The organism is Streptomyces sp. NPDC050704 (assembly GCF_040654355.1).
In the GTDB taxonomy this organism is placed as follows: domain Bacteria; phylum Actinomycetota; class Actinomycetes; order Streptomycetales; family Streptomycetaceae; genus Streptomyces.
The window spans coordinates 79696-91906 of record NZ_JBFAHW010000012.1 but is presented as its reverse complement, the minus strand read 5'-3'; the positions used below and the strand labels follow the sequence as shown (position 1 = coordinate 91906).

Annotated in this window: 9 protein-coding genes and 1 pseudogene; 6 read left to right on the top strand and 4 right to left on the bottom strand. The window is 71.1% G+C overall.

What is annotated here, in order from left to right; translation table 11 throughout:
• Positions 1 to 24 precede the first annotated feature (24 nt).
• The 4 genes from AB0I18_RS09395 (at position 25) to AB0I18_RS09380 (ending at position 6799) form a co-directional block, all read left to right on the top strand.
• Positions 25 to 4146, top strand: a complete 4122-nt coding sequence (locus AB0I18_RS09395) for an amino acid adenylation domain-containing protein (protein ID WP_363104795.1) — start codon at positions 25 to 27, stop codon at positions 4144 to 4146.
• A complete protein-coding gene (locus AB0I18_RS09390) occupies positions 4143 to 4355 on the top strand; it encodes an MbtH family protein (RefSeq protein ID WP_363104794.1) in 213 nt (70 codons plus the stop codon). Before AB0I18_RS09395 ends, AB0I18_RS09390 begins: the two co-directional genes overlap by 4 nt.
• Positions 4356 to 4416: 61 nt before the next feature.
• On the top strand, positions 4417 to 5646 hold the full coding sequence (locus AB0I18_RS09385) for a cytochrome P450 (protein WP_363104793.1): 1230 nt from the start codon (positions 4417 to 4419) through the stop codon (positions 5644 to 5646).
• 208 nt (positions 5647 to 5854) lie between these two features.
• Entirely contained in the window at positions 5855 to 6799 is a 945-nt protein-coding gene (locus AB0I18_RS09380) for a DUF5134 domain-containing protein (RefSeq protein WP_363104792.1), read from the top strand.
• Between the two features lie 87 nt (positions 6800 to 6886).
• Here the strand turns inward: AB0I18_RS09380 and AB0I18_RS09375 are convergent, their stop codons facing one another.
• Positions 6887 to 8116, bottom strand: coding sequence for an Ig-like domain-containing protein (locus AB0I18_RS09375; protein WP_363104791.1), 1230 nt, complete (start codon positions 8114 to 8116; stop codon positions 6887 to 6889).
• 279 nt (positions 8117 to 8395) lie between these two features.
• Here AB0I18_RS09375 and AB0I18_RS09370 point away from each other — a divergent pair, with 279 nt between their 5' ends.
• Positions 8396 to 9115: an AraC family transcriptional regulator gene (locus tag AB0I18_RS09370; RefSeq protein WP_363104790.1), complete on the top strand. Its 720-nt coding sequence runs from the start codon at positions 8396 to 8398 to the stop codon at positions 9113 to 9115.
• A 10-nt stretch (positions 9116 to 9125) separates the two neighbouring features.
• Positions 9126 to 10046, top strand: a complete 921-nt coding sequence (locus tag AB0I18_RS09365) for a hypothetical protein (RefSeq protein ID WP_363104789.1) — start codon at positions 9126 to 9128, stop codon at positions 10044 to 10046.
• 75 nt (positions 10047 to 10121) lie between these two features.
• On the opposite strand, the gene AB0I18_RS09360 is transcribed toward AB0I18_RS09365, so the two are convergent.
• From AB0I18_RS09360 to AB0I18_RS09350, 3 genes and pseudogenes are all read right to left on the bottom strand, one after another.
• A complete protein-coding gene (locus AB0I18_RS09360) occupies positions 10122 to 10670 on the bottom strand; it encodes a YciI family protein (protein WP_363104787.1) in 549 nt (182 codons plus the stop codon).
• A gap of 153 nt (positions 10671 to 10823) precedes the next feature.
• Positions 10824 to 11951 (bottom strand): HoxN/HupN/NixA family nickel/cobalt transporter, encoded by a 1128-nt coding sequence (locus AB0I18_RS09355; RefSeq protein ID WP_363104786.1) that lies wholly within the window; start codon positions 11949 to 11951, stop codon positions 10824 to 10826.
• Between the two features lie 138 nt (positions 11952 to 12089).
• Positions 12090 to 12188 (bottom strand): annotated as a pseudogene (locus AB0I18_RS09350) (BlaI/MecI/CopY family transcriptional regulator); the annotation flags it as partial.
• Positions 12189 to 12211 lie beyond the last annotated feature (23 nt).

Below are 12211 nucleotides of genomic sequence, written 5' to 3'. Positions count from 1 at the left end.
GCTGAAAGAGACGGTGAGAATCCCATGACGACCCAGCCCGCGCCGGTCGACGTACTGCCCCTGACCCCGCTCCAGGAGGGCCTGCTCTTCCACGCCCTGTACGAGCACGAGCAGGACGCCCAGGACATCTATCTCGTCCAACTGGTCTTCGAACTCGAAGGACCCCTGGACGCCGCCCGGCTGCGTGCCGCCGTCCAGACCCTGCTGGACCGCCACCCCAGCCTCCGCGCGGCCTTCCGGCGCAGCCGCGGCGGCCGGCCGGTGCAGGTCGTCCCGCGCCGGGCCACGCTGCCGTGGACCGAGACCGACCTGACCGGCGCGGGCACCGGCACCGAGCTGGAGTGGGCCCGCCTGCTGGACGAGGACCTGGGCCGCGGGTTCGACCCGGCCACCCCGCCGCTGATCCGGTGCACACTGGCCCGCACGGGCGAGCGGCGGCACCGGCTGCTCGTCACCCACCACCACATCCTGCTCGACGGCTGGTCGGTCTCCGTCCTCCTGCGCGAACTCCTCGCCCTGTACGGGACCGGTGGAACTGGTGGGCCTGGCGGCGAATCGGCCGAGCTGCCGCCCGCCCCGCCCTACCGGGACTTCCTGGAGTGGCTGGGCCGCCGGGACCGCACCGCCGCCCGGGCAGCCTGGCGGGACGCGCTGGACGGAGCCGCGGAACCGACCCGGCTGGCCCCGAACGCCCCGGACGGCGGCCGGAGTTCGGGCGACCTCGCGCAGGCCCGCACCGAACTGCCGACGGAAACCGGCACGGCCCTCACCGGACTCGCCCGGGATCTCGGCGTCACCGTGAACACCCTCGTCCAGAGCGCCTGGGCGATCCTGCTCAGCCGCATGACAGGGCACGACGACGTGGTCTTCGGCGCCACCGTCTCCGGCCGCCCGGCCGAACTGCCCGGCGTCGAGTCGATGGTCGGCCTGTTCATCAACACCATCCCCACCCGCGTCCAACTGCGCCCCGATGAACCTCTGAGCGGCCTGCTCCGCCGGGTCCAGGAGGGGTACGTCCGCCTGCTCGACCACCACCACCTCGGCCTCGCCGACATCCAGCGGGCGGCCGGCGTCCCCGAACTCTTCGACACGCTCGTCGTCTTCGAGAACTACCCGACGGACCAAGGGGACCCGGAGTCCCGTGCCGGTCTGCGGGTCGTCGGTACGGGCGGGCGCGACGCGACCCACTACCCCGTGACCCTGGTGGCACTCCCCGGCCCCCGGCCGCGCTTCCGGCTGGCCTACCGGCCCGACCTCTTCGACGCCGACTGGGCGCACGCCACGCTCGACCGTCTCGTACGAGTCCTGGAGACCATGGCCGCCGATCCGGAACTCCCGCTCGGCCGCGTCGGACTCGCGCCCCGCGACGAGCATCTCCGCCACGACCCGGCCGTCGAACCCGCCCAGGCGACCCGTACGCTCACCGACCTGTGGACGGCCCAGGTCGAAGCCACCCCGGACGCCGAGGCCGTACTGGACCACGGCGTCACGCTGACCTACCGCGAACTGGACGCCAGGGCCGAGCAGTTGGCGAGGCGGCTTCGCGCATTCGGAGCCGGACCCGAGCGTGTCGTGGGCATCGCACTGCCGCGCACGGCGGAACTGGTCACCGCCGTCCTGGGCGTCCTGAAGTCCGGCGCCGCCTACCTTCCGCTGGACCCCGCCTATCCGCCGGACCGCCTCGCGTACATCGTCGACGACGCCCGTCCGGTCGCCGTCCTGGCCACCGCCGACACGGCCGGGGTGCTGCCCGAGGGAACGCCGGTGCTCGCTCTCGACGACACCGACCTGACGGACAATCAAGAAACGGTGCCTGCCCGCCTCTTTGCACCGGCCAATCTCGCATACATCACCTACACCTCCGGCTCGACCGGGCTGCCCAAGGGCGTGCTGACCACCCACCGGGGCGCCGTCGAGTTCGTGGCGTGGACGCACCACGCGCTCGGCCCCGAGCGGCTGGCCAAGGTGCTGTTCTCCACCTCGCTCAACTTCGACGTGTCCGTGTTCGAGCTCTTCGCGCCGCTGCTGTGCGGCGGCCGCGTCGAGATCGTCGAGAACCTGCTGGCACTCACCGCGGAGGACCGCGACGACTGGGACGCGAGCCTGATCAGCGGCGTGCCCTCGGTCATGGCCACGGTCGTCGCCGACCACCCGGACATCTCTCCCGGCGTCGTCGCGCTGGGCGGCGAACCCATTCCCGAAACGCTCCTCGCCGACATCGAAGCCGCCTTCCCCGGAGCGCGGATCATCAACTTCTACGGGCCCACCGAGGCGACCATCTACGCGACCGCCTGGCAGTCCGACGTCGACTCGTATCGCAAGGACGGCCCGCCGCCCCTCGGCCGGCCGCTGGCCCGCAACCGGCTCCGCCTCCTCGACCAGGCACTGCGACCCGTGCCCGACGGTGTGGCCGGGGAGGTGTACCTGGCGGGCGGCGGACCGGCCCGCGGCTATCTGGGCCGCCCCGGCCCGACCGGGCAGCGGTTCGTCGCCGACCCGTTCGGCGGGCCCGGGGAGCGGATGTACCGGACGGGCGACCTGGCGGTACGCGGCCCCGACGGACAGCCGCGCTTCCTCGGCCGGGCCGACCACCAGGTGAAGATCCGCGGTTTCCGCGTCGAACTCGGCGAGATCGAGGCCGTGTTGGCGGCACACCCGGCCGTGTCCAAGGCGGCGGCCGCCGTACGCGAGGACCGGCGCGGCGACAAGCAGCTGGTCGCCTATGCCGTACCCACGGCCGCGGCGACAACAGAGGCTTTGGCAACAGCAGAGGCTTGGACGACAGCAGAGGCCTCGGAGCCGAGCGGGGCTCCGACAGAGGCTCCAATAGAGGCTTCTGTACTGCGCGAACACCTGGCCCGCGCGCTGCCCGCCCACATGGTCCCCTCGGCGGTCGTCGTCCTCGATGGCCTTCCGCTCACCGCCAGCGGCAAACTGGACCGCAAAGCCCTGCCCGCACCCGGTTCACCGGCTCCGACGCGGAGCGCCCCGCGCACGGAGCGGGAGGAGAAGCTGCGGGCGGTCGTCGCCGACCTCCTCGGTCTCGACCCGCTCCGGGTCGGCGTCCACGACAGCTTCTTCGACCTCGGCGGGCACTCCCTGCTGGTCCCTCGGCTGACCGCCCGGATCCGCACGGAACTCGGCGCCGGACTGCCCGTGCGGGCGGTCTTCGAGACGCCGACGGTGGCGGGGTTGGCGCGGCGGCTGACCGACGTCGGAGTGACGAGTGCCGGTGCGGCGGATGCCGGAATGACGGGTGCGGGTGCGGGTGCGGGTGTGGCGGGTTCCGGGGCGGCCGCGGGCTCCGGCACGACCGCCCTGGACGCCCTGCTCCCGCTGCGCACCCGCGGCGACCGCGAGCCGCTGTTCTGCCTCCCGCCTGCCTCCGGGCTGGCCTGGGGCTTCGCCGGACTGACCCGTCACCTCGACGCCGACCGCCCGCTGTACGGACTGCAGTCCCGCGGTCTGGTCCCGGGACAGCGGCGGGCGGGCAGCCTCACAGAGGCGGTCGCCGAGCACACGGCCCGGATCCGCGAGGTCCAACCCGAGGGCCCGTACCACCTGCTGGGCTACTCCATGGGCGGCATCGTCGCCCACGGTGTCGCCGTGACACTTCAGGCGGCGGGGGAGCAGGTCGCGCTGCTCGCCATGCTCGACTCGTTCCCTGGGGCGTGGACGAGCCAGGGCCCCCGTCCCTCCGACCGCTCGGCGGTGCTGCGCGGCCTCCTCACCATCCTGGGGCGCCAGATGCCACCGGAGGACGGGACGGAGGAGCCGGACGAGCTGACCGACGCCCGGTTCGCGGAACTGGTCCGCCGCGTGCCCGACCTGCCGGGCAGCCTCGACGACGCCGAACTCGCTGCCCTGGTCGAGGTGACGGCGAACAACCGGCGCCTGCTGGAGGAGTTCGCCCCCACCTCGTACCGGGGCGACCTGCTGTTCTTCACCGCCGCACAGGATCCGGACGCGCGCCCCGACCGGTACCGCTCCTGGCGGCCGTACGTCGAGGGCCGCGTCGACAACCACGACATCCCCTGCACCCACGGCGAGTTGACCCGCCCCGGACCACTGGACCGGATCGGCCCCCTGCTCAACCAACGCCTTAGCTCAACCAACTCCCCACTCCCCAGGAGGAACCCCGCATGACGACCAACCCGTTCGACGACGACACCCTTGAGCACCTGGTCCTGGTGAACGAGGAGGGCCAGCACTCGCTGTGGCCCGCCTTCGCCGAGGTGCCGGCCGGTTGGACCGTCGTGCACGGCCGCGCGAGCCGCCAGGCCTGCGTGGACTACGTGGACGCGCACTGGACCGACATGCGTCCCAAGAGTCTGATCCGGGCCATGGGCGAGTAGCGGAGCCGTCAGGAGCGACGAGAGGGAACGAGAGGGAACAGGAGTGATGAGAGGAAACGGAATGACCACCACACGGCGGACGATCGCTCCGGAAGAGCTCGACACGTTGAACCTGGCCGATCCACGGCTGCACGCCGAAAGCGACCTGTCCGCCGTGTGGCGCCGCTTGAGGGAGTACGAGCCGGTCCACTGGAACCCGCCGAGCGGCTCCGCCCCGGGCTTCTGGGTGGTGACCCGGCATGCCGACGTCACCTCCGTGTACCGCGACAGCACCCGCTTCACCTCCGAAGGCGGCAACGTACTGGAGACCCTGCTCGCGGGGGGTGACTCCGCGGCCGGCCGCATGCTCGCGATCACCGACGGGGCGCGGCACGCCGGGGTGCGCCGCGTGCTGCTGTCCGCGTTCTCGCCGCGCGCCCTGGAGCCGATCGTCGCCAGTGTGGGGCGCACGGTCCGGCGGCTGCTGGGGGACGCGATCGAGAAGGGCTCCTGCGACTTCGCCGCGGACGTGGCGGCGGGCATCCCGCTCGGCGCCATCTGCGACCTGCTCGGCGTGCCCGAGCGGGACCGGGCGTACGTCCTCGGCCTGACCTCCTCGGCGCTGGGCTCGCACGACGCGGACAGTACGGCGGCCGACACGTGGATCGCCAAGAGCGAGATCCTGCTCTACTTCGCCAACCTCGCCCGCGACCGGCGCGACAGCGGCCACGCGGACGTCATCGCACTGCTGGCGGGCAGCCGGGTGGACGGACTGCCGCTGGACGACGACGAGATCATGCTCAACTGCTACAGCCTCATCCTCGGCGGGGACGAGACGGCCCGGCTCTCCATGATCGGCGCCGCCCTCGCCCTCCTGGACCATCCCGATCAGTGGCGGGCGCTCAAAGGGGGCGAGGCCGGAATCGACACCGCCGTCGAGGAGATGCTGCGCTGGACGACCCCCGCCCTGCACTCGGGACGCACCGCGACCACCGACACCGAGGTCGGCGACCGGCCGGTCAAGGCCGGGGACATCGTCACGGTGTGGAACGCCTCCGCCAACCGCGACGAGCGGGTGTTCGACGCCCCTGACCGGCTGCGCCTGGACCGGACCCCCAACAAGCACATCACCTTCGCCTACGGCCCGCACTTCTGCCTCGGCGCCTACCTGGCCCGGGCGGAGATCGGGGCCGTACTGACCGGACTGCGCGACCTGGTGGCGGAGATGGAGCAGACGGGCCCGGCGCGGCCGGTCTACTCCAACTTCCTCAGCGGGATCAGCTCCCTGCCACTCGCGTTGAAAGGCGAGTGACCGGCACCGGCCGCGGTTCTGCGGTTCTGCGGCTCCACGATGAAACCGCTACCGCCGCTGAAATCCCACCTGTCCCGTGAACGGTCACCAACTCCGCTTCGTACTAAGGGCATCAGTAGTTGATCGTCGGAAGGGTCGGCGACTGCCGTACCGCGAGCCGGCGTTCGGCCGACCCCCGCTCGCCGGTCGGCCGATGCGGAGGGTGACGATGGGAAGCCTGTCTCTGAGCTGGTCCGTGGCACTGATCGCGGCCCTGGTGGCCGCCGTCAGCATGGTTCGGGTGGTGACCACCAGAGGCGGGGCGAGGTTCGCCGCGGGCGGCGATCTCCTGATGGGCGTGTGCATGGCGGCCATGGCGCTGCCCGCGACCGCGGCCTGGTACGCCGGTCACGGCATGTGGTGGGCAGTGGCGTTCGCCCTTCTCGGCCTGGGGGGCGTGGTGATGGCGGTACGTCACACAAAGGGCTCGGGGTGGGGCCATGGCCGCCGCTGGACGCACCTCATCATCGGCAGCTTCGGAATGGTGATCATGACGCTGGCCATGACGAGCACGTCGTCCGGACCGGTCCTCGCCCTGGGAACCTCCATGGCGGACATGCCGGGAATGGAGCACATGGCCGGCATGGAGAACGCGGCGGCAGGTACGGAGACGGGCGCGATGCCCGGAATGGAGAGCATGCCGGGGATGGAGAACACGCACGGCATGGAGGGCATGGGAGGGAGGGAAGGGATGGCCATGCCCGGTACGACCACTGCCGGCGGTGCCACGTCGGCCGCCTCTGACTCCACCTCCGTGTGGCGCTTCGTCGGTGGGGCGCTCGCCGTCTACTTCCTGCTGTCGATCGGTGCATCCGTGTGGGCCCGGGTCCGCGGTACCCACCGGGCCGCCTTCGTGGCACGCCGTGAGGGCGGTCGGCGCAGGTCGTGGGCCCGTTGGCTGCTCGCCATGCCTGACACCGTGGTCGTCTTCCTGGCTTCGCTGACCATCTCCGTGTGGGACAGGGCCCGGACGGTCCGCGGTCGCGGCGCCGCCGCGGGCGCCGGTGGCCACGGCCGGCGTCGCCGGCCCGGTGCCGCGCCGGACGCGGCCCTGGCGGCGCACATCGGCATGGGCGGGGCCATGTCCGCGATGCTGCTGATGATGGTGGCCTGACCGGCCGCGCGGCCGACGCATCCCGCCGGCCTTCGGGCCGGCACTCGCCCAGCGGGGCCCGGCAGTTCAGCCGTCAACGTAAGGACGTCAGGAGAGCGCGCTGCCCTTCTCCCATTCCTCCCAGCCGACGTTCCAGGCGCCGTAGCCGTTGTTCACCTGCACGGTGTCCGTGGACTTGACGACCGTCACAGGGTCCCCGTAGTCGACGCGGTCGTAGAACCACTTGGCGTCGGCGGTACTCAGACCGATGCAGCCGTGGCTGGAGTTGACCCTGCCGAAGTTGCCCTCGTTCCACGGGGCGGCGTGGGCGAAGGTGCCCGAAGGGGTGAGCTGGACGTCCCACTTGACGGACCCCAGGTCATACGCCTCCTCACCGAAGATGCCGACCGTGTCCGAGTTCATCCGGATCGTCGGGACCTTGCTGAGCACCACCATGGTGCCGTTCCACGTCTCGAACCCCTTCTTGCCCGTGGAGACCGGGAGGGTCCTGAGGACCTTGCCGTTCTCGGCCACGGTCATCGTCTTCTTGGTCACGTCCACCGTGCTGACGACCGACTTGCCGACGGTGAAGTCGATCTCGCGCTTCTGCGTGCCGACCAGGTCGCCGTTCTTCAGTCCGACCAGGTCCATCCGCAGCTTCACCTCGGTACCGGGCTTCCAGTACTCCTTGGGCCGGTAGTCGACCCGGTCCTTGCCGTCCCGGTCCTTCATCCAGTGCCACGCGCCCTCCACGGCCGGCGAAGAGGTGACGCCGAGCTTGCGCTCCACCGCCGCCTTGTCGCGGATCGGCTTGTTGAAGACGATCGACACCGGGAGGGCGACGCCGACGGTGTCACCCTTGTCGACGTTGTAGGTGCCGACGAAGATCTTGTCCTTGCTCAGCGTCGTGAAGGTGCTGGTGCTCGCCTTCTTCTTGCCGTCGGAGTCGGCGAGTTGGGCCTTGAGCGTGTAGGTGGTGCCGTATCCGGTGGAGTCGGACGAGGTCCAAGAGGTGCCGTCGGAGGACAGTGAGCCGTCGAGTGCCTCGCCGTTGCGGGTGGTGACCGTGACCGACGTCAGCTTTCCGTCGTCCGGCTTCACCGTGAGCGGCTCACCGGGTATGACGTCCTTGCCGTCCGTGGCGGGAGAAACCGTGACGGTGGCCGGCCGGTTCTTGCCCGAGTCGGCTCCCGGCGACTCCTTCGAGGCGTCACCGCCGTCCTGACTGCAGGCGGCCAGCGTCACGACTCCGGCCAGGGCGAGCGCGGCGAATCCGAGCCGCCTGCGCCGAGGCCTTTGCCGGGCATCGTCCAGGTGCCCCCGTCGGCTGTCCAGCACAGTCATCCTCCATTCCGATCCGAGATGTAGCTGAGCGAGATGTAGCTAAGTAAATTAGTAGACGACCGTAGAGTGTCGCCGGTTCCCGCGGCCGGGGGTGCCCGCGGGTTCAGGTGGCCCTCCGGCCGGGCGCGTCCGCTCCCGGGTACGTGGACGGCCGACGGTCCGCGTACCCCGTTCTGCGGACCGTAGCCATCGGCCGCACACCGCTCGGGGGAGAGGTGCTTTCGTCCCCGTCCCCGCCCCCGTCGCGGGCGTTGGAGTTCTATCGTTGTTGACGTGACCTACCGCGAGTTCCGCACGCCGACCGGCCTGCTTCCCGTGGTCGCCTGTCTTTGGCGTAACGACACGCTCGTGGACGGGACGGAACGGGTGATCCCGGACGGCTGCGTGGACCTGGTCTGGCTGGGCGCGGGCCCGCCGCTCGTCGTCGGCGCCGACACCGGCCCGGTGCTGTGGGAGCCGACCGGCGCGTCGACCTGCGGCGTACGCCTGCGGCAGGGCGCCGCGGGCAACGTACTGGGGCTGCCGGCCTCAGCCGTCCGTGACCTCCGGGTCCCGCTCACCGAGGTGTGGCCGGCAGCCGGGGCACTGAGCGAGCAGGTGGCCATGGCCGGCGACACCGCCGAACGTCTGCGCCTGCTGGCCGGGGCCGTACTCCACCGCCGGGCCGCCCCCGATCCACTGGCCGCCGCGGCGGCCCGCCGGCTGGCGGCCCACGAGATCCGGGTGGCCGCTCTCGCCGCCGAGCTCGGAGTGAGCGAGCGGCAGCTCCACCGGCGGGTGACCGCCGCGGTCGGGTACGCCCCGAAGACGCTCGCCCGCGTCGCCCGGCTCCGCCGACTCGTCCGGGCCGGCGAGTCCCCCACGATGTCGCTGGCCGACCGGGCGCTCGCGGCGGGCTATGCGGGCCAGGCCCACATGACGGACGAGGTTCATCGTCTGACGGGGGTCACGCCTGTCCGATTCCTGGAAGACGTCCGGCTGACCGCTGCCTAGTGTCGATGGCATGACTAGGCGAACGACCATCCAAACCACCACCGAATCCACCACCGAAGCCGCAGCTGGAACGACTGCCGAGTCCCGCATCGACTCGGCGCGGCAGTTCATGGAAGGTACGGCCCGTCTGCTGGAGCGACGCCGCCTTGAGGTGTTCCTGGACGGCGCACCGGTCGAGCCGGTGCTCACCGCGCTGCGGGCCTATCGGAATCCCGACGGCGGCTTCGGCCACGCCCTTGAGCCCGATGTGTGCTGCCCGGGCAGTCAGCCCTCGGCGGCCCTCAGCGCACTCGACGTCCTGGCCGAGAGCGGCGCCACCGATGACCCGATGGTCACTGCGACTGCCGACTGGGTCGCCGCGATCGCCCGCCCCGACGGCGGTGTCCCACAGGTGCTGCCTTCGGCGCTCGGCCACCCGCATACCCCCTGGATGGAGCCGCGCGACGAGTCCGGCTTCCTGACCTTCGCCCTCGCCGGCCGGCTGCACCAGCTGGGTGTCGAGCACCCGTGGCTCGACGTCGCGACGGCCTGGAGCTGGCAGGAGCTCGAGTCCCAGAAGGGGGCCGGCGGCTACTCCGTGGTGTTCGGCCTGCAGTTCCTCGACGCGGTACCCGACCCGGACCGTGCCGCCGCGGCCGTCGACCGGCTCCGTCCGTTGATCCGCCCCGACGGCACGGTTCCGATCCCGGGCGGCATCGAGGGCGAGCACGTCAAGCCGCTCGCGCTCTCGCCGCGGCCGGACACCCCGAGCCGGGCACTCTTCACGCCCGCCCAGATCGATGCCGATCTCGACCGGCTCGAGAGCGAGCAACTGGACGACGGCGGCTGGGACTTCGACTTCCTCCACTGGATGCCGGCGCAGAGCGCCGCGTGGCGTGGCATCGTCACCCTCGGCGCCCTGCACATCCTCCGGGAGCACGGCCGACTCTGAGCGGCTCCGGCCGCGCCTCCCCGGCGACCTCGCGCAGGTGCTGGTGGTGTGGGCCCGCAACCTGACCGAGGAGTGTTACGACCGCCCGCCGAACTGCCAGTCGTGCACCTCGATGTCGGCGTACCCGTCCGGTGTCAGAACGGCGCGTGCCGTGTCCGGGTCAGGGGCCCGGAGCAGCACCGCCGTACCCAGCCAGGTGGCGCCGTCGTCGGACAACAGGGGTCCGTACGCGATCAGTTCATCCAGGTCGGAAGGCACGGTGAGGTCGGCGGCCGGTCCCGAACCGAGGCCGAGCACCAGGTATCGGTTGCCGGCGGTCCCGCCGCCGGGGAAATCCCACATGGTGCGCCCCAGCAGGTTGCGCCACCGGCGCAGCAGTACGTCCCGGTACACGCCCGCCTGGTAGTTGGGCTCGTCGAAGGCGAACGCGCGGGCGGCGGCAGGATCCGGCAGGTCGACGATGTGCACGCTGCCGGTGGGCGTATCGCCGTCAGCGGCGAACGTCGGGCCGCGAGCGATCATCTCCGTCGCGTACCGGTCCATGTAGGACCAGTGGTCCTCCAGCAGCTCATCGCGCATTTTGACGGAGCCGGGCCGATCGCGGTGGTAACAGAAGAACTCCATGACCACAGACTCTCCCCGACCAGCGGCAGCGTCTCAACGGGGTTTGGCGACGCCGGCCACCCAACTCGTCGGCCGGCTCGACCAGGGCATCGGGGCGGTCTTCTGGACTGGGACGGTCCGAAGGGAGCCGAAGTCACCACCCTGCCGGGCCGGTCAGTCCTCCGCCGGCCGTGCGACAGGGGTCCACTTCTCCTCGATGCGGCCGTAGCGCCAGACGAGCAGCGCGGCGACCCAGGTCACCACGAACAGGGCGACGACGGCGTAGCCGACGGTGTTGAGGTCGATGCCGCTGATCCAGTTCCAGAAGGCGCCGTGCAGGGCGAGTTTCTCCGCGGCGATCGACAGTAGTTCCACGGTGCCGATGATGAGCGCGGCGGCGACCGACAGACCCGTGATGGTGATGTTGTAGAAGACCTTGCGGACCGGGTTGGAGAAGGCCCAGGAGTACGCGAAGTTCATGAACGAGCCGTCGATGGTGTCGAGCAGGCTCATCCCGGCCGCGAACAGCACCGGCAGGCACAGGATGGCGTACCAGGGGATGCCCGCGCCTGCCGCGCCCGCCGCGAGGAAGAGCAGGGAGACCTCGGTGGCGGTGTCGAAGCCGAGACCGAAGAGGAAGCCGAGCGGGTACATGTGCCAGGGCTTGCCGACGGCACGGGTGGCGCGGCCGAGGATGCGTGTCATCACCCCGCCACCGGAGGCGAGTCGGGCCTCCAGCTCCGCCTCGCTGTGCCGGCCCGAGCGCATCCGGCCGAAGACTCGGAGGATGCCCACCAGAGCCACGAGGTTGAAGGCCGCGATGAGGTAGAGGAAGACGCCGGAGACCGACGTGCCGACGAGGCCGAGCGTGTCGTGCAGCCCCGAGCCGTCGTCCCGCACCGGGCCGGCCAGCGAACGCACGCCCAGGGCGAAGAGCAGGGCGAGCAGGAAGACGACCGTGGAGTGCCCGAGGGAGAAGAAGAAGCCGACGGAGAGCGGGCGTTGACCGTCGGAGATGAGCTTGCGGGTGGTGTTGTCGATCGCGGCGATGTGGTCGGCGTCGAAGGCGTGCCGCATCCCGAGCACGTACGCGGTGACGCCGAGCCCGATGCCGAACGCTCCCTGCCCGCCGCCGAGTTCGAAGTGCCGGGGCACGACGACGAGCAGCAGTGTGCCCCAGCCGATGACGTGCAGGGCCAGGATCGCCGAGACCAGCCCGCCCGCCCGGGCCCATTCGCGCGGAGTGAGCGCTCCGCGAATACGCCGCACAAGACCTGGCTCGGACTGGGTCGCAACGGTCACGGGGGATCCTTGGTCAAGTGGTGCCTGACGTCGTGATCCATCCTCCCTTGCGTGCATTGTGTAGATGCAAAAGGCGTGCAATAACTTGGTTCAGGCTCCCGGAAAGAGGCGGGCTCAGTGCTCGGGACTCAGTCAAGGGGCCTCGCGACTGCGTGCCGGTACGTACAACCAGGCGCGGCCCTGCTTGGTGCGCAGCGGCCGGCCCTTGTTGTAGAGGATGTCGGCCACGGTCATGAGGGGCCGGGCGCCTGCGGCGTCGA